Below are 18,610 nucleotides of genomic sequence, written 5' to 3' on the forward strand. Positions count from 1 at the left end.
CATGGGCCTCACGGTCATCTCCGGCAGCGGACACCGGTGGCGGCTCACCGAGCGGATCGGCAGCGGCGCCGAGGGAATGGTGTACGCGGTGGAGGATCCCCGGCCGCTTGTTGCCAAGCTCGTCGTGCGGCCGCCGGACCGGGCCGCGTACCGGCGCCGTGTCGAGCGGCTGGTCGGACAGCGGCGCGAGCCGAGGACGGTACGGCTGCTCGCGGGCAGCCCGGTCCGGGTGGCCTGGCCGATGGTGCCGGTGCGGACCGCGGGCGACCCCGGCCACCGGGACCAGGCCTCCGGCTATGTGATGCGGGACATGCGCCAGGACTTCACACCTTTTGTCCACCTGCTGTCCCCGGCCGCCCGCGTCCGCGTGCTGCCCGGGGCGACGTGGGCGACCGCGCTCGCGGCGGCCGAGGCGCTCGCCGTGCTCCTGGCCGAGCTGCACGCCGAGGGCTATGTGGTCGGGGACCTCAAACCCGACAACCTGTGGGCCGACGGCCGGGGCCGGGTCGGCGTGGCGGACGTGGACTCCTGGCAGTTCACCGACGGCCGGGAGGTGTTCCCCGGCCGGATGCGCACCCCCGGCTACACGGCCCCCGAGCGGATCGGAGGCACCGCGCCGCCGGACGCCGCGTCCGACGACTTCGTACTCGCCGTGCTCGTACACCAGTTGCTGATGTCGGGGCTGCACCCCTTCGCGGGCCATCCGGGCGACGGCGGGGACTACGTGTCGCTCGACGACAACGTGCTGCGCGGCCGGTGCGCGGTGCTCGACCGGACCTCGGTGCTCCTGCCCCGCTCCGCGCCCCCGGCGGACCTGCTGCCACGCCGGATCACGGAGCTGTTCCGCGCCGCGTTCGGCGGGAAGCGGCCCGAAGCCGCCCTGTGGGCCGAGCGGTTGGCTGCGGAACGGGCACCGGGACGGCTGGCGGTCTGCCGGGTCCTGCCCCGGCACGTCCACACCGTGGAACGGCCGTGGTGCCCCTGGTGCGACCAGAAGGAGCGCGGCGCCGACAGCTATCCGGCGGTCCCCGCCGGTGAGCCCGACCACACACGGGGGCAGCCTTTATGACGGACAGTCAGATATCCGTGGCCAGGACGGTGGACCGCTGCGCCGTCCTCGGACCGGGGGTGCGGGCCGTGATCTGGGTGCAGGGCTGCCCGCTGCGCTGTCACGGCTGTGTGGCGGCGGAGACACTGCCCTTCGAGGGCGGCACCAGCCGGCCGGTCGCCGAACTGGCCGACTGGCTCGCCGGGTCGGCCGACATCGAGGGAGTCACCCTCTCCGGCGGCGAACCGTTCAGCCAGGCACCGGCGCTCGCCGCTCTCCTCGACGCCGTCCGCGCGACCAGGCCCGACTTCTCCGCGATGGCCTACTCCGGCTTCCGCCACGAGGTACTGCGCCGGGGCAGCGCCGGGCAACAGGCCCTCCTGGACCGGCTCGACCTGCTGGTGGACGGACCGTACGTCGCCGCGCGGCACGGCGCTCTGCGCTGGCGCGGCTCGGCCAACCAGCGCCTGCTCGCCCTCTCGGACCGGTACACGCGGGTGCTGTCGGAGCCCGACACGAGCGCCGGGATCGAATGCGCGCTGGAGACCGACGGCTCCTTCTCCTGGGCCGGGGTGCCGCCCACCCCCGGATTCCGGACGGGCCTGGAGGAGGAACTCGCGGCGCGGGGCTTCGTACTGCACACGAGAGGCCGGAGACAGCCATGAGCGGTTCCACGATGTACAGCTTCGTCGCCGTCGACCCGGTGACCCTGGCGCTCGGGTTGGCGGTGAGCGCCGGACTGGCCGCCGCGCGCCGGGCCCGCGAACGGGAGCGCGCCGAACAGCGGGCCGCCCTGGCGGCCGAGCGGGCCCGGCGGACCGCGCTGCGCCTGGCCGAACTCGCGCGCCAGGAGGCGGAGTTCGATGCGCGGCGCGACGCCGAGCGCGACGCGCACGCGGCCGGCACCAGGCGGGAGCGCGGTCGCGCCGAGTCGCGCCGGCTGGACGAGGTCGAGCGGCTGATCGCCCGCATGGCGGCGGACACGGGACACGGCGGCCCCCTCACCGGCGCCGGACGGCGGCTGGCCGAACTGCGGGGCCTGGTCGGCGGCGAGACGCCGCTGGAGGCGGCGATCGAGGAGTTGCGCGCCCAGGTTGTCGTCCTGCGCCCCGCCGGCGCCGCCCCGGCCGGGCGTACGGACCAGTACGAGGTGCTGGCGGCCCTGGAACGACGGCTGGCGGACACGTCCGGCGCGCCGGGGACGGGCGGCGACGGCACGGGCGGAGCCGCGTACGACGAGGAGGGCCGCCGGAACTGCGCCGAACTGCTGGGCCGGCTGCGGGCCGCGGCGGGCCCCCAGCACGTGGTGCGTTTTGAAGCCGTGCTCGGCGGCGTGGAGCACGCACTGGCCCGGCACGAGTCCGAAGTGGCCAGGCACACGTCCGAAGCGGTCCGCGCGGCCGGGGCCGTACGGCAGGCGGAACAGCGTGCCGAGGAGGCACGGCGGGAGCGGGCCGAGGCGCTGCGGGAACTGCTCGCGGAGGCCGTGGACCGGTTCGGCGTCGTCGAGCCGGGGGCGCGGGAAGCCGTCCGTGACGCGGTGGAGCTGGGCGCCCCCGAGCTGGCGCGGGAGCTGGAGACCGCGCTGCGCGCCGTCACGGCGCCGCTCACCGCGCGGCGGGCCGAAGCGGCCCTGACCGCGCTGGCCGCGCTGGAACGGCTGCTGCCGTCAGCGGAGGAGCGCCTGGACGACCTGCAGCTCGCCCACTCCCGGCGCGGGGACCTCGCCCGGGCGCTCAAGGACGCCATGACCGGCGCGGGCCTCGCCTTCACGGGCGGCGAGGACCGGGGCACCCGGCTCGTGCTGTCCTTCGAGCGGCCCAGCGGGGCGACGTACGAGGCGACGGTCGGTACCGACGGCGAGGGGGACCCGGTGCTGACCTACCACGTGGACAACGAGGCCGACATGGCCCTGCGGCCCGCCGCCGAGGGCGCCGTCTGCACGCCCGAGGAACTGCTCGACCGGGTGCACGGGGCCATGGGCGAGGAGGGTTTCCGGCCGGGCCGGCTCACCTGGGAGGGGAGGCCGCCCCGGGGGGCGGCCCGCCTGCTGCCGGGCGACGAAGCGCGGAGGCCCCGGTGAGCACCGTCGACTGGGAGAAGCACGGCGCGCGCGACGCGGCGGGGCCGGGGCCGGGGCCGTACGACACTCGGGGCACCAGCGACGTCACCAGCGACGTCACCAGCGATGTCCCGCTCGACCCGGACGAGCCGCGGCGTGAGGGCCCCGACGCCGCCGACGGGATGATGCCGCTGTGGGCGGTCTCCCTCAACTGGGAGCTGCGGCGGGGCCGTCAGGTCATCCTGGACGGCCGGATCAGGGACCGTTGGTGGTTCGCCGACCGGCCGGCCTCCTTCCGCGGACTGGTCGCCGGGGTGCTCGCGGCCCGGGGCGCCGAGGTCGTCGGCTGGTGGGACCCGGTCGACGGGCTGGACTTCCCGCTGCCCGGACACGGGGAGCGGTTCGACGCGCTCGCGGCCCGGGGCCGCCCGCGCGAGGCCTCCCGATCCGGGGACGGCGACGCGGCGGACCCCCGCGCCGGGCACGGAAGCCGGCCGGGCGGTACGGAACCGGGTGATGCGCGGCCGGGCGGTACCGAGCCGGGCGGTACCGAGCCGGGCGGTGCGCGGCCGGGCGGCACCGGGCGGGAGGAGACGACCCGGCGGGGCGAGGAGCGCCGCCGCGGCACCGAGGGCCTGTTCGCCGCCGTGGCGCCCCGCCGCCCCTCGTCCTTCGACGACGTCGCGGCCACCGTGCGCCGTATCGTCGCCTCCCCCGACAGTGCCACGGCCTTCGTGTTCGAGGACATCGACCACCGCTTCCCGCCCGGCCAGCCCGAGTCGTACCTTGCCTATCTGCGGCTGCGCGCCGCGATGACCGACGCCGTGACACCGCGCCCCGGCCCCTCCTCCGGAGCGGCGCCCCGCGCGCGCAACGCCGTGCTGTGCGCGGTCGGTGACATCGGCCGGCTGCCCGGCTGGTTCCACCTGGAGGACCCGCGCGTCGCCACCCTGCACGTCGGCCCGCCCGATCCGAGTGAACGGCGGCTGTGGGTGTCCTGGCTGCGCGACGACTTCCGGGGCGCGTCCGAGGCGTCGCGCGCCGACCTGGAGGCGCTGGTCGGCGCCACGGACGGCATGGCGGGCTGGGAGATCGACGCGCTCGCCCGGACGTCCTGGCTGCGCAACGCGTCCGTCCAGAAGCCCGACAAACTCCTCGAACTCCACCGGCTGAACGTCAGCGTCGACCCGTGGACCCAGCTCGACCGCGAGACGGTCGGCCGCGCCGCCCGCGAACTGGGCACGAGGGTCGTCGGCCAGCACAAGGCCGTCGACGCCGTGGCGGCGGCGCTCCAGGCCGCCTTCGTGGGAGTGGACTTCGGGAACTCCGGCACGGCCCGGCCGCGCGGAGCCTTCTTCTTCGTCGGCCCGACCGGCGTCGGGAAGACCGAACTGGCCAAAGCCGTGGCCGAGTTGATGTTCGGCGACGAGAGCGCCTACGCGCGCTTCGACATGAGCGAGTACCAGCAGGAGCACGCGGCCGAACGGCTCGCGGGCGCGCCGCCGGGCTACATCGGCTACGAACAAGGGGGCGAGCTGACCCGCAGGGTCCAGGAACGGCCCTTCAGCGTCCTGCTGTTCGACGAGATCGAGAAGGCCCACCCCAAGGTGCTCGACAAATTCCTCCAGATCCTGGAGGACGGACGGCTGACCGACGGACGCGGGCAGACGGCGCACTTCTCCCAGTGCCTGATCATCTTCACCTCCAACACCGGCGCCGAGGGCGTGCGGGACCTGCTGGCGCAGCGCGCGGACGAGCTTCCCTACGCCGCCCTGGAAGCCCACTTCACCCGGGCCGTCGAGGAGAAGTTCCGCGACATCGGCCGGCCGGAGATCTACGGCAGGCTCAAGCCCGGTGTGGTCGTCTTCGACATGCTGCGCCGCGAGCACGTCGTCAGGATCGCGGACCGGCTGCTGGGCCAGTTCGCCGAGTCCGTACGCGAACGGCACCACGTCGAACTCGACTACGACACGGCCGCGTTGCACCCCTGGATCACCGACCGGATGTCCGATCCGGCCCATCAGGCGTACGGCGGACGGCAGATCCGCAACGAACTGGAACGGCTCCGCGCGGCCGTCGTCACCCACTTCATCGGGCACCGGCCGCTGCCGGGCAGCCGGCTCGGGGTCGGCGTGGACGCGGACGGGGACGTCACGATCACGGCCGGGGGCGGCGCGTGATCGGCATCGACATCGGGCACCGCTACGGCCGGATCGGCGGCACGGGCGCGGACGGCCGCCCCACCGTCGTCTCCGCCGTCCTCGCCGCCCCCGGCGGCGCCGCGGACCCGGAGCCCTCGGCGGCGCTCGCCACGCTGCTCGCCGTCGCCCCGCCGGCCGTGTCCCCGGCGGGCCAGGAGGTGGCGCTCGGCCTGCCTCCGGCGCCCGGCCGGGAGAGGGCTCTGCTGCGCGCCGCCGAGCAGGCCGGGCTGTCCGTCCGGCACCCGGTGCCGGAGCCGGTGGCCGCCGCGCTGCACTACGGCGCGGTCGTCGAGGGCGTGGACCGCACCGTCCTGGTCTGCGACCAGGGGGCGACCAGGCTGGACCTGACGGTCCTCACGATCACCCCGGACCGTACGGTACGGGTGATCGGGACCGGCACCCAACGGCTGGGCGGCGACGACTGGGACCGGGCCGTCGCCCTGGACCTGCTGCGGCAGCTGCCGGACGGGGGAGATCTGCGGCCGGAGGCCGAGCGCCTGCGCCTGGCCCTCGCCGGACAGGAGAGTGCCGCCCTGACCGTCGTCCGGGAGGGGCGGGAGCACGAACTGACCCTGGACCGGGCGACGCTCGGCCGGCTCACGGGCTCGCTGCGCGAACGGACGCACGCCGCGATCGGCCGGGCGCTGGGCGGAGCCGCGCGGACGCCCGACGCCGTGCTGCTGGCCGGCGGGCTGTTCGCGGCTCCCGGAGCGGCGGACGAACTGGAGGCGGCGCTGGGCCTGAACGTACGGTGCGTCACCCCGGAACTCGCCGTGATCCACGGCCTGCTGGCGCTGGAGGACTTCGGCCTGCTGCGGGTCAGGCAGGGGCCCGGCACCGCTCCTCCGCCGCGAGCGGCGGCCGGGCCGCGCCCGCCGGAGGACCCCGAACCGGCGCCGTGGGGCCGGCACGAAGACCCGGAACCGCGCCCACCCGAGCCCGGGCCGACACCCGAGCCCGAGCCCGTGCCCGAGCCCGGTCCCTGGCCCGACCCGAGGCCCTGGCCCGAGCCGGAACCCGCACCCGAAGAGGCCGCCGAACCGCCTCAGGAGCCCCTGTCCACCGAGCCCCTGTCCACCCCGCCGCCAGCCACACCGCCCCCGCCTTCGCCACCACCCCCGGCGCCGGACCCCGCCTCCGGTCCCGCCCCGGCCGGCACTCCCGTCGCCGTCCCCGTCGAGCAGCTGCAAGCCGTCCGGCGCGGCGCCCACCTCCTCGTCCTGTGGGCCTGGCCGCCCGGCGCGCTCACCGCCCGCGTCCGCTGGCGCCTCGAAGGCGCCCCCTCCGCTCCCGCGGCGGCCGGGACCGCCCGGCCCTCCGCCCCGTACACCGGTGACCTCCTCTGCAAGCGCCGCAGTTACGAACACGACGGCGGCCTCGACCTCCCGGTGGGCCACGGCGCGGTGACGCTCACCGTCGAGGCGCTGGTCCACGATCCCGCGGTCGACTGCGAGGGCGCGTCCTCGCTCCGTATCGCCGCCGAGCCGCCGGTCGTGGAGTACGAACCGTCCGTGCGCCGCCGCCTCAAGGGACGCCTGGCCACCGTGACGTTCCGCTCCGAGACCTCCTGCGACCTGCCCGCGCTGCTCATCGTCCACGGCACCGGCCGCTACCGCCCCATGAGCATCACCGAAGGCACCGTCCTGTACGAGACACCGGCCCAGCGGCTCACCGCCCGCCTGCCGCTGCGCGTCGAGTTCCCCCTGCCCGCCGGCCGGGAGGCTTCCTGGCTGGTGTGCTTCCCGGCCGGTACGAACGACGAGTCCGAAGTCGACATCCGCCCCACGGCGCTGCACCGTCTGCGAGTGACCTGAATGGCCAGAAGACTCACCTGCCCGTACTGCTACGAGACGTTCGGCCCCAGGGACATCCAGTTCCGCTGCACCAGCAGGCTCAGCCGTACCCAGAAGCGCTGTGCCCGAAGCCGGGACCAGGTGCTCGCCGACCGGACGGGCCAGCGTGCCGAGGTCGGCCCCGCCTTCCGCGCGGACGGCCGCAGACCCACGGCGCTCTGCCCGGAGTGCGACGACGAGACCGCGTACCGGATCTGCCCCGTCTGCCGCTCCACGCTGCCGGTGGAGTTCGGCATGGTGGAGAACCGCATGATCGCCATGGTGGGCGCCAAGGCGTCCGGCAAGACCGTGTACATGACGGTCCTGCTGCACGAGATGATGAACCGGGCGGGCGCCGCGTACGGCGCCTCGCTGATGGGCGCGGACGACGCCACGATGCTCCGCTACGGCAGTGACTACCAGGACAATCTCTACCGCGACGGGCAGATGTTCCCCGGCACCCGGACCGCCGTCGCCAACGACCACCGGGTCGAACCCCTCGTCTTCCGGCTGGGGCTGCGCCGCCCGGGACTCTTCGGACCACGGCTGCGGCACACCGTGCTCTCGTTCTTCGACACCGCGGGCGAGGACTTCAACTCCCGGGAGAGCGTGGAACTCAACACCCGCTATCTGGCGAACGCCGACGGCGTCATCCTGCTGCTCGACCCCCTCCAGATGCCGGGCGCCCGCCAACTCGCCCTGCCCGGCACCGCCCTGCCGGGGTCCGAGGGTGTGGACGCGCCCGTCAACGTGCTGGGCAGGGTCACGAACACGCTGCTCGCACCCGGGAGGGACCGCTCGGCGGGAAAGGTGAACACCCCGGTCGCCGTGGTCTTCTCCAAACTCGACGCCTTCTGGCACCTGCTGGACACCGGCAGCCCGCTGCGCCGGCACCGGCCGCCGGGAGAGCGGTTCGACGAGGAGGACAGCCTCAGCGTGCACGAGGAGGTACGGCAGCTCCTCAAGGACTGGGACGGCGTACCCATCGACCAGATCCTGGAGAACTCCTACGCCCGCCACCGCTACTTCGGCGTCTCCGCGCTCGGCCGGAGTCCCACCGGCGACGCCCGTGTCGCCGCGACCGGTATCCAGCCTTACCGGGTCGCCGACCCGCTGCTGTGGCTGCTCAAAGAATCCGGCGCCCTGCCGGCGGGCCCTGGACGCGGGCGCGGATGACCGGCCCCGGCGCACGCTTCCAGCAGCTGCTCTACACCTCCTGCGAGCACGGCCTCAGTGGGTTCTCCGGCTTCCAGTTCAACGCGGTCAGCCCCGGCGTGAGCGCCGAGACGATGCGTACCGTCGAGGCGCTGGCGGGCTACGACCCGCCCCGCCCGCTGGCCGAGTCGGACACCCCGGGCGAGCTGGCCCGCTGCCCGGTCAACCTCTGCTTTGTCCCCTCGGAGAACGCCGCGACCTGCCTCTGCGTGCGGTACGTGGGACGGGACTCCGCCCGCAGGTTCGGCAACTACTTCGCCCACGCCCTGTACAGCGACGACTTCGCGGCGGCGGGCGGCGGAATGCTCGGCATCGAGCTGTGGGGATCACCCGGCTGGACGGCCGAGGTCGCGCCCGGCACCGAGATCCCGGTGCTCACCGATCCCCCCGCCCGGGGACCCCTGACACCCCGCGCGGTGGGGGAGTTCGTACGCGCGCACCCGGACGCGGACCAGCTGGAGCACCTGCTGGCCGCCGCGTTCACCGCGCTCGCGGAGGAGCGGTCCGTGGTGGTGATCGACACGACGACCGACCGGATCGCCCACTGGTTCGCGGCCGTCAGCTATCTGCTGCCGCCCCCGCTCGCCCGCCAACTCTCCTTCGCCACCTATCTGTTCCGGCCGACCCGGAGCAGGCTGCACCTCATCGGCGCCGTACCGGAGGCCAGGCCCGGCATCGGGCCCGACGACCAGGAGTCGTATCTCGTCTTCGACTTCGCGGCCCGGCGCTTCCCCGAGATCGTGCCCGTCCACCCTCTGGTACGGCTGCTGGTGCGCATCGGGATCGGCTCCATCGGGCCGCTCTGGTCCTGGACGGCGGAGTACACCGACGGCGCCGAGCGCCATCTCGGCGACTGGCACGCCCCGGTGGCGGCGGCAGCGGCGGCGGGTGGTCTCACGCTGACCGCCGCCGATGTCGCGGCGGTCAGCGACTGGCTCCCCGGCGCGGCACACCTCGGCCGGCGCCGCGCCGTCGTGGCCCGGGACCTCTGCCTGCCGCACCGCGAGCTGGACGAAGGGCAGTTGGCGGCGCTCAGCGCGGCGGCGCTGGCGGGCGGCGACCCCGCGCTCCACCAGGATCTGGAGGGAAAGCTGTACGAGTCGCGGATGCGCGCCTACGCGGCCGGCGACGAGATCAGGGAGGCGCCCGTCGCGATCGCCGACCCGGCGGTGCGGGCGAGCGCCACGGCGCTCTGGCGCGAACTGCTGGCGGAGACGGCGGGGGTACGGCAGCGGGTACGGCTCCTCCTGTGGGCCCACGGAGCGGAGCTGGACCTGCCCGAACCCACGGTCCGCCGGGTGAGCGCGGACCTCGCACGCGACCTCCTGGAGGGGACGACCCGGCACGCGGCCGGGCCCGCGTTCCGCCGCGAGACCGAACAACTGCTGCGGTGTGTGCCGCGGTTCGCGGCGCAGCTGGTCGCCGGGGTGGCGGAGCTGATCGACACGCGCGACGGCCACCCCCAGCTCTTCTCCCAGTTCCCCGCGCGCCTCCTGGACGAGCGGGACCTGGAGGGGAGACCGGAGCTCCTTGAGCACTACTGGACGGCGCTGAGCGAACGGAATCCCGAACGGACCGTCGAGCTGATGATCAGGATCCTGGAGGTGCGGGGGCAGCGCTTCCCCGACGCCGACCTCCTCTCCGGGCTGTGGCGACGGCCGCCGTGGAGCCACGAGGAGGCCATCGACATCGCCGGGCGGCTGTCCGAGCGGCTGTCCGAGCGCTTGTCCGGGCAGGCGGCCGGGTGGGTGACCGGGCGGGTGACCGGGAAACGGCCGGGTGAGGCGTCCCACGGCGGGCGCTCGGGCGAGGCCGGAGCGCTCGGCGAGTGGTTCGACCGCGCGGTGTGCCAGGAGATCGACGACCGGGCCGGACTGGACGCCTGTCTCGACCTGTGCGACCTCCTCTCCCGCCCGCCCCGGAGCGACTGGCTGCCGTCGCGGACGAAGGAGTCCGTCGCCGCCGTCCGTGAACTCGGCTCCCTGCTGCACAGCGCGCGGGAAGCCACCGTGCTCGCCGGCCACTTCACCGGCCGGGACACCGAAGTGGTGGCCCCGCTGCGGGCGTTGAAACGCTTCCGCCTGGTCGACGCCCTGCTGCGGCTGCCCGCCGACCCCGGCCAACTGCCCACGATGCTCGCGCACCTGGGATTCGGCACGGCCGACGCCTATCTGCGCGCCGTCCACGCGGAGGCGGTGGCACGCGACGGCGAGGTCGGCGAGGTGCTGCTCAGCCATGTGGCCGGGCTGTTCCTCGTCGACCGCCGTACGGAACTGGCCGAGACCCACCGCGGCATCGTCACGGCCGTCCGCGGCCACGCCGAGCGGGTGTGGCGGGTCGGCGACACCGAACGGCTCGCCGCGGCGCTGGGACCCCACAACCCCGAACTCGCGGACGCGCTGCTGACCGCCGCCCACCGGCGGCTGAGCGCCTCGCAGAAACTCCTGCGCCGGTTCGGACGGCGCGGGACCCCGGATCGCGGGACCCCGGATCGTGGAACCCCCGACCGCGGGCCGGGGGAGCGCGGCCCCGCGACCGGACCGGACAGGAAGAAGCGGTGAAGCGGTGATGGGGACATGATGGACCTGATCGGGAGTCTCCTCGCACTCGCTGTCGCCCTCGCCCTGTCCGTCCTCGCACTCCTCGCCGTCGGCGAGGCCGTCGCGCTGGTCGCCCGCCTGGCCGGGCGCTACGCAAGGCTGACGCACGGCGTGCTGCGCCGCCGCACCCCCGAGTTCCAGACGATGCCGCCCCACAGGCCGCAGGACGAGCCCGTTCCCGCCCACCGCAGCTACTTCTTCGGACCGGCCCTGCGCGATCTGCGCCAACTTTTCACTCTGGCCCGGCGGATGTACCGCAGAAGCGTCGGCGACCGCTTCCGCACCGTCGCCCGGGAGCGCCTGTCGGGACACAGCGACCGCACCGTGACGTCGGTGGCCACCGGACTGGCCCTGTGCGCCGGACTCACCCTCGGCGCGGTCCTCGGCGCGCTCCTGCTGGCCGCCCTCCTGCTGCTGCACACCCTCGGAGTGGCGGCGCTGAGCGGGGCCGCCCTGCTGACGGCGGGAGCGCTGCGCGCGCTCGACCGGACCGCACTGTGGATGAAGCGGCTTCCGGACGGCATGCTCTGCCCGCATTGCTACGCGCGCGTGCCGCACCCCGCGTACGACTGCCCCCGCCAGAGCTGCCGCCGCAGGCACACCGACCTGCGCCCCGGCACGTACGGGCTCTTCCGGCGCCGCTGCGCGTGCGGCGAGCGGATGCCCACCCTGCTGGTCCTGACGCGCGCGAACGGCAGGCTCCAGGCGTACTGCACCCACCAGAACTGCGGAGAGGCGATGAACGCGGACGCCGGGCACGCGCGCGAGACGGTGCTCCCGCTGGTCGGCGGCCGGGCGGCGGGCAAGACCCAGCTGATGGGCGCCATGCTGCTGCACCTGGAGAACGCCGCCGCGCGCGGCGGGCCCGCGATGCGGCTCGCCGACGACGAATCGCTCGCCGGCTACCAGGTGCTGCGTGAGGTGCTGGAGATCCGGGGGCACACCCGGGGCACCCGGCCCGCGCTGCCACGGGCCCACACCTTCGTACTCGGCGGCGGGCGCGCCGAACGCCTGGTGCATCTCTTCGACACGGCCGGCGAGCGGTTCGTGAACCGGGAGGGCACCGACGAACTACGCTACGCCCGCGCCGCCCGTACCTTCGTCTTCGTACTGGACCCACTCGCGGTGGACGCCTTCTGGACGGGCGTCAGTCCGCCGCCGGGCCCCCTCGTGGACCGCACGCTCGCCTCACCCGTCCCGCCGGATCTCGTCTTCGGGCAGTCGTTCCACGCGATGAGGCAGACGGGTGCCCCGCTGAACCGATCACGCCTGGCCGTCGCCATCAGCAAGACGGACCTGCTGGACGCGCACGGTCTGGTGCCGGCGGGGCCGGCGAGCGGTGACAGTGCCGGAGCGCGGCACTGGCTGGCGGAGGGGCTGGGGCTCGGCAATCTGACCCGCTCGATGGAGACGGAGTTCCGGGAGGTCAGATACTTCTTCACCGCGTCGGTGACCGTGGGGGACCGACAGGTGCACCCGAGCATCGCCCCCCTGGTCGACTGGTGTCTCGACGGCTGACGGACCCGCCCCGGCAGCTGGTCCTTTCAGGAGAGCCACCTGCTCAGCCCCGCTGTCAGACGCGGGTAGCCGACCTCGCTGTCCGCCGTGAGGAGTGCCAGGCGGGCCGACAGCACGAGTTCATGCCTGGTCCCGGTCGCGCGGGCGAAGAACGTCGCGTTTCTCAAGTGCCGGATCACGAGGTCCGTCGGGAGCCGGGATACGTCGACCGACAGCAGTCCCAGCACCAGCAGGGACACCCGATCCTCGATCGCGGGGTCGGAGAACGGCCGGTCGAGGTGACTCCCTCCTCCTAGAAGCCTGTCAAATCGTCGGTAGAGGGAGGCCAGTTCCTCGTCCGTCGCTCCCAGCCTGCCGGCGAACCACAGTAGCCGCCGGTGACGGCGAGCATCAGGAGGACGAGGTTGGCGCTGTAGACACCGTGGCGGGAGGACGTGGCCCGCTGGTCGGGGCGGTAGTCGGCGTGGTGGTGTTCGGTGCGGAAGGTGTGCGCGGCCAGGACGTGGACGAGCAGGGCGGACAGCCGGGTGCGGTCGCCGGGCGGGACGCGCCGGAGGCGGGCGCGGACAAATCGGCGAGGTATTCACCGAACGTGGCGTGCAGGAACTCGTAGTCGCCAGCCGTTGTTCCTCGCGTACGGCCTGGGCCCGCTGGACGAAGAAGAAGCGGCCGAGCGCGATCTCGGCCTGGTCGCGAGGGGGGCCCGGAACCCGGCCGAAGGGGCAGGGCGACGCCCGAGGAGGGCAGCCAGGTCTTCCCGCAGTTCGGCGGCGGTGACCCATCGCCGACGGCGGTTGAGCATGCCGAAGGCGACCAGGGACAAACGCTGAAGCTCCTGCTCGACCCGTGGGACCAGGTCCTGATCCGGCAGAGCGGGGGCGGACTTGCCGATCTCGCGGGCGGCGAAGACGGCGAGCAGATCCTCGTAGAGTTCGGCCTCGTCCAGCGGGGTGTCACCGCGCTGGAGCAGATTCCCCGAGGCGTCGTAGAGGGCGAGCATCAGCAGAAGCAGTGGCTGCGAGGCAAGATCGATGTGCCGCTCGGCGGTCGCGGCGGACAGTGGCCGGATGCCCTGGGCCGCGAAGTACGACTGGTTGATGAGGTTCCACATCGCGAGCCGGGCCTCGATCTGCGGCCGGGCGAAGGGCTCAAGCCGCAGGGCGACGGCGCCTGACGGGTAACGCGCCCGGTCGGCGACCGCCGTCCTGGTCGTGACCAGCGCCAGCACCGGTCGCCTCTGGTCCGCCTCGCGTCCGGACCAGATCGGGCCACGTCGCGCGCTCACCGGTGGCGGCCCGGATCGCGTACTCGATCAGATCCTGCACCTCGGCCTCGGCAGGGACCTCACGCAGGACCACACGGACAGGAAGGAAACCGGCGGCGGGCAGCCGCGCCGCGAGGACCTTCGTCAACATCGACTTGCCGCCCCCCGGCTGGCCCAGGACAACCAGGGGCGCTTCCGTGGCCTCAGGAGTGGTGAGCGCTCCCGCCAGATATTCGGTGAGGTCGTCGCGTACGGGGACCTCCGCCCACCAGTCCTCCTCGGCAGGGCCGCTCTGTCCGCCCGAGACCGGACACACCCGGAAACGCGGGTCCAGATAGCCCTCCTCCAGCGTGGGCAGGCACACGCCGATCGGGGGGCCTGGTGCTCGACCTGTCCGGTCCAGAAGCCGAACTCGGGTACCTCCGTGGCCAGTCGGGCATACAGCTCCTGGTACTGGTCGACGGCCACCTGGGCGCACGTCTGAAGTGTCAGGTCGGCCCGGTCTTGGGAGGCGCCGCTCAGCACGTCCCACACCGCGAGGCCTCGCACGGAGTCCAGCAGCCGGTCCGACAGCCGCCTGTACCACTCCAACAGCGCGCTCAGCGCGTCCTCGTACGGCAGATGGGGTGCCGGCCTCGGCGCGGCTGTGGCGACAAGCGCCTGCACAAAGCCTCGCCCGAGGCTGTCCTCACCGCCGCCCGCGAGGCTGATCTGCTCACGCGGCGTCAACCGCACCTCGGCCCAGTCGAAGGGCAACTCCGCCTGCTCCAGCGCGGTGAAGTACGCGGTGACCACCAATACCGCGTGTGCGGCTTCAAGCCGCTGAGTGCGCTCGGCGCGGTCTGTTAGACACCCGATGAATCTGCGTCCGTGTGCAGGTGGCGGGTAGTGTTGGGCACACGCGGTGGTGAGCGCATGGTCAACGCCCTTGCTGGATCGGGTACATGGGCGCCGGACTCTGTGCGCAGACCCTTGACAGGAAAGATGGGCGGGTCGACCATTCCCCAAACATCGGATGTAAGTGCGCCGTCAGGTCAGGCATCCGTACATGGGAAGGACCCGCCCGTGTCACCTCAAGGTCCCGTGTCATCACAACGCTCGGTCACGCGGAAGCTGCTGCGCCGCGTCGGTCCGGTCGTGGCAGCCCTCGGGCTGATGCTGACGGCGCCCGAAGTGCAGTCCGCCACCGCCGCGGCCTCCGTGACGCTCTACGCCTCGCCGTCCGGGGCCGGTTCGGCCTGTTCCTCCTCGGCCCCGTGTTCTCTGTCCGGTGCCCAGCAGGCGGTACGCGCCCAACTCGCCGCGAACGGTTCCGCGGACGTCACCGTCCTGCTGGCCGACGGCGTGTACCGCCTGGCGAACACCTGGTCCTTCGGCGTGGCGGACTCGGGCACGCCGGGCCACCCCGTGGTGTGGAAGGCCGCGCCCGGGGCGCGTCCGGTGATCTCGGGGGCCTCGCGGGTCACCGGATGGACGCAGCGCGGCACGAGCGGGGTGTGGGGCGCTCCCGTACCCACCAGCAGCAACAGCCGTCAGCTGTACGTCGACGGGCGTGCGGTCCCGACCGCGCGGGCGACCCCCGCGAGCCTGGGATTCCGGGGCGCGTGGACCGGATCGTCCACGGGCTACACGATCTCCGGCGACCCGGCGGCGATGGCGTGGTTCGGCGCGCTGACCGCGAGCCAGGTGGCGGGAGTCGAGTTCGACTACCCGGGTGGCAATGGGCCCTGGACCGAGTCGAGATGCCGGGTGGCGAGCTTCTCCGCGGCGGCCGGAACGCTGAGGATGAGCCAGCCGTGCTGGACCAACGTGACCGCCCGGGCGTCCTACGCGCAAGCCAGCGGTGGTCTCCCGTCCATGTCGGTCAACACCATGCCCGCGCGCGTCGAGAACGCGCAGACCCTGCTCGGTTCCGGCCAGTGGTTCCTGGACGGCCCCGGCGGCACGCTCTACTACAAGCCGTCCGCCGGCCAGCAGATGTCCGACCTCGACGTGGAACTGCCGCGCCTCGAAACCCTGGTCCAGGTCGCCGGTACGCTCGCCGCGCCCGTGCACGACCTCACCTTCGGCGGACTTCAGTTCTCGTACGCGACCTGGAACGCGCCCTCCACCAGCGCCGGGTTCTCCGACGTGCAGAGCAATCTGCGGATGACCGGTGCGAACAACCAGGGCATGTGCAACTTCTCCACCCCCGCCGGAAGCTGCCCCTGGGGAGCACTGACCCAGCCCCTGGCGAACGTCTCGGTCACCGCTGCCAAGAACGTCACGCTCACCGGCAACCGGTTCGCCCAACTCGGCGGCGCGGGACTGAACGTGGCGTACGGATCGGCCAACACCCTCATCCAGGGCAACGAGTTCACCGACATCGCCTCGACCGCGATCCTCCTCGGCTGCACCTACGACCCGCTGCCGACCGACCCGTCCGAGGCCGCGGGGATCAAGCAGAACTGCACGCCCAACGGAGCGAACGAAACCGCCACGATCGCCACCAACGAGATCCTGACCGGCACCACCGTGGCGGACAACGTCATCCATCACATCGGTACGGACTACTCCTCGGCCAGTGGCATCACCCTGCTGTTCTCGCAGCGCACGACCATCACCCGGAACAACCTGTACGACCTGCCCTACACCGGCATCACAGCCGGAGTGATCCAGGGCCATGTCAACCAGGCGAGCACCCCGCAGAACACCACGAACATCAACAGCTCGAACACCATCAGCAACAACATCCTGCACGACTACCTGTCCGTCCGCAGCGACGGCGGCGCCGTCTACGTCGAGGGACACCAGGCGCAGTACGTGTACCAGGCGGACGGGACGACGATCGACCCCGTGCAGACCTTGGCCAAGGGCCTCCAGGTCACCGGCAACATCGCCTACAACGGCCCGACGACCAACTTCACCTACTACGACGACGCCGGCGCGGAATGGGTCAACTGGCAGGGCAACGTGGCCTTCGGCGCGGGCGACAGCGCGCAGGGCGGCTGTAGCCCGACGGGTCACCTCTGGATCACCGGCAACTACTTCTCCGCCCGCATCCAGTCGTACCCGTGCGCCCAGCCCGTCGACACCCACGCGAGCGGGAACACGACCATCCCGGCGACCCCGAGACCGGCCGACATCCCCAACGGCCTGCTGCGGGCCGCGGGCGCGGGCTCCGGCTCCTTCGCGCCGGCCCCCTCCGTCCCCGCGAGGATCTTCTACGTGTCGCCCACGGCCAACGCGACGCAGGTCCTTGTCGCGGGTGAGGGCTTCGGCCCGGCGACGCCGGTGTACATCGGCACCACCCAGGTCAGCAACGTGACCCGCCTGTCCAGTGGATTCATGATCGTGCCGGTTCCGGCCGGCACCTCGGCCGGGCAGATCTCCGTCACTCCGCAGGTCCCCGGAACCATCCGGCTCAACGACGACGACGGCGGAATCACCTACAACGGGTTCGCGTACGCGGGCGGCCGCTCCTACGGCGACTACCGGAACGACGTCCACTACGCGACGGCCAACGGGTCGACCGCGTCGGTCACCTTCACCGGCACCAAAGTCACGGTGTACGGCGAGCAGAACACCGACCAGGGGAACATCGGCATCAGCGTCGACGGCGGACCGCAACAGATCGTCAGCACCCTGCCGGGCGACGGCGTACGACACGCGAACGTCGCCCTCTACACCTCCGGTCAGCTCTCGTCCGGCACCCACACCGTCGTCGTGACCAAGCTGTCCGGTCAGTACAGCACCCTCGACGGTTTCCTCGTGTGAACGAACGGCTGCCCCCTGCCGCGCGCGGCAGGGGGCTCGCCGGTGTCATGTGAGCCCTACGCTTCGGCGTCGACCCAGCTCATGAGCTTGCGCAGCTCCTTGCCCGTGGTCTCCAGCAGGTGCTCGGAGTCCTGGGCCTTGTACGTGTCGTACTTCTTGAGGCCGCCGTGGTACTCGTCCATCCAGGTGCGGGCGAACGTGCCGTCCTGGATCTCGGCGAGGATCTTCTTCATCTCGGCCTTGGTCTGGTCGGTGATGATGCGGGGGCCGGTGACGTAGTCGCCCCACTCGGCGGTCTCGGAGACCGACCAGCGCATCTTGTCGAGACCCCCTTCGTACATGAGGTCCACGATCAGCTTCAGCTCGTGGAGGCACTCGAAGTACGCGATCTCGGGCTGGTAGCCGGCCTCGGTCAGCGTCTCGAAGCCCGCCTTGACCAGCGCGGCCGTACCACCGCAGAGCACGGCCTGCTCACCGAACAGGTCGGTCTCCGTCTCCTCCTTGAACGTCGTCTTGATGACCCCCGCGCGTGTCCCCCCGATGGCCTTGGCGTAGGAGAGCGCGAGGGCGAACGCCTTGCCGGAGAAGTCCTGCTCGACGGCGGCGATGCAGGGCACGCCGCGGCCTTCCTCGTACTGGCGGCGGACCAGGTGGCCCGGGCCCTTCGGCGCCACCATGGCCACGTCCACGTTGGCCGGCGGCTTGATGAAGCCGAACCGGATGTTGAGACCATGCCCGAAGAACAGCGCGTCGCCGTCTGTCAGTTGATCCTTGACGGACTCCTCGTACACCTGGGCCTGGAGCGGGTCCGGGACCAGGATCATGATGACGTCGGCCTCGGCGGCGGCCTCCGCCACCGACACCACACGCAGGCCCGCTTCCTCGGCCTTCGCCCTGGACGAGGAGCCCTCGTGGAGGCCGACGCGCACGTCGACACCGGAGTCACGCAGGGACAGCGCGTGGGCGTGGCCCTGGCTGCCGTACCCGATGACCGCGACCTTACGGCCCTGGATGGTGGACAGGTCGGCATCGTCGTCGTAGAACAGCTCGGCAGGCATGAGGGACTCTCCTCGGTCGGGAACGTATCGGCGGATGGCGGATGGTGGTGGCGGAT

General features: G+C 72.8%; 13 protein-coding genes and 1 pseudogene. 9 read left to right on the top strand and 5 right to left on the bottom strand.

Annotated features, from left to right (window positions below):
* Position 1 precedes the first annotated feature (1 nt).
* Genes ACIO1C_RS01880 through ACIO1C_RS01915 form a run of 8 tightly spaced genes read left to right on the top strand, consistent with a single transcriptional unit; the run spans position 2 to position 12,476 of the window.
* Positions 2-1,069 (top strand): hypothetical protein, encoded by a 1,068-nt coding sequence (locus ACIO1C_RS01880; RefSeq protein ID WP_401857230.1) that lies wholly within the window; start codon positions 2-4, stop codon positions 1,067-1,069.
* Entirely contained in the window at positions 1,066-1,713 is a 648-nt protein-coding gene (locus ACIO1C_RS01885) for a 4Fe-4S single cluster domain-containing protein (protein ID WP_401857232.1), read from the top strand. Before ACIO1C_RS01880 ends, ACIO1C_RS01885 begins: the two co-directional genes overlap by 4 nt.
* Positions 1,710-3,131, top strand: coding sequence for a hypothetical protein (locus ACIO1C_RS01890; RefSeq protein WP_401857233.1), 1,422 nt, complete (start codon positions 1,710-1,712; stop codon positions 3,129-3,131). Before ACIO1C_RS01885 ends, ACIO1C_RS01890 begins: the two co-directional genes overlap by 4 nt.
* Positions 3,128-5,290, top strand: coding sequence for an AAA family ATPase (locus ACIO1C_RS01895; protein ID WP_401857235.1), 2,163 nt, complete (start codon positions 3,128-3,130; stop codon positions 5,288-5,290). Before ACIO1C_RS01890 ends, ACIO1C_RS01895 begins: the two co-directional genes overlap by 4 nt.
* A complete protein-coding gene (locus ACIO1C_RS01900; RefSeq protein ID WP_401857236.1) occupies positions 5,287-7,125 on the top strand; it encodes an Hsp70 family protein in 1,839 nt (612 codons plus the stop codon). Before ACIO1C_RS01895 ends, ACIO1C_RS01900 begins: the two co-directional genes overlap by 4 nt.
* Positions 7,126-8,319, top strand: a complete 1,194-nt coding sequence (locus tag ACIO1C_RS01905; RefSeq protein WP_401857238.1) for a hypothetical protein — start codon at positions 7,126-7,128, stop codon at positions 8,317-8,319.
* On the top strand, positions 8,316-10,919 hold the full coding sequence (locus ACIO1C_RS01910; RefSeq protein WP_401857240.1) for a GTPase-associated protein 1-related protein: 2,604 nt from the start codon (positions 8,316-8,318) through the stop codon (positions 10,917-10,919). Before ACIO1C_RS01905 ends, ACIO1C_RS01910 begins: the two co-directional genes overlap by 4 nt.
* Positions 10,920-10,934: 15 nt before the next feature.
* Positions 10,935-12,476 carry a hypothetical protein gene (locus ACIO1C_RS01915; RefSeq protein WP_401857242.1) on the top strand — a complete coding sequence of 514 codons (1,542 nt, stop codon included), beginning with the start codon at positions 10,935-10,937 and terminating at the stop codon, positions 12,474-12,476.
* Positions 12,477-12,502: 26 nt separating this feature from the next.
* Here ACIO1C_RS01915 and ACIO1C_RS01920 read toward each other — a convergent pair whose 3' ends face one another.
* The 4 genes and pseudogenes from ACIO1C_RS01920 to ACIO1C_RS01935 all read right to left on the bottom strand — a co-directional run.
* Positions 12,503-12,715 carry a hypothetical protein gene (locus ACIO1C_RS01920; RefSeq protein ID WP_401857244.1) on the bottom strand — a complete coding sequence of 71 codons (213 nt, stop codon included), beginning with the start codon at positions 12,713-12,715 and terminating at the stop codon, positions 12,503-12,505.
* Between the two features lie 344 nt (positions 12,716-13,059).
* Complete coding sequence (locus ACIO1C_RS01925; RefSeq protein ID WP_401858055.1) at positions 13,060-13,704, bottom strand: hypothetical protein; 645 nt, start codon at positions 13,702-13,704, stop codon at positions 13,060-13,062.
* Positions 13,625-14,104: a hypothetical protein gene (locus ACIO1C_RS01930; protein WP_401858058.1), complete on the bottom strand. Its 480-nt coding sequence runs from the start codon at positions 14,102-14,104 to the stop codon at positions 13,625-13,627. The genes ACIO1C_RS01925 and ACIO1C_RS01930 overlap by 80 nt, the downstream gene beginning before the upstream one ends.
* An 80-nt stretch (positions 14,105-14,184) precedes the next feature.
* A pseudogene (locus ACIO1C_RS01935) lies at positions 14,185-14,535 on the bottom strand (hypothetical protein); the annotation flags it as partial.
* A 288-nt stretch (positions 14,536-14,823) separates the two neighbouring features.
* Between ACIO1C_RS01935 and ACIO1C_RS01940 the strand changes: the two are divergent.
* Entirely contained in the window at positions 14,824-17,496 is a 2,673-nt protein-coding gene (locus tag ACIO1C_RS01940; protein ID WP_401857246.1) for a hypothetical protein, read from the top strand.
* A gap of 56 nt (positions 17,497-17,552) precedes the next feature.
* Here the strand turns inward: ACIO1C_RS01940 and ilvC are convergent, their stop codons facing one another.
* Entirely contained in the window at positions 17,553-18,554 is a 1,002-nt protein-coding gene (ilvC, locus tag ACIO1C_RS01945; RefSeq protein ID WP_401857247.1) for a ketol-acid reductoisomerase, read from the bottom strand.
* Positions 18,555-18,610: the final 56 nt, after the last annotated feature.

It is taken from the genome of Streptomyces sp. NPDC087420 (genome assembly GCF_044744165.1).
GTDB lineage: Bacteria > Actinomycetota > Actinomycetes > Streptomycetales > Streptomycetaceae > Streptomyces.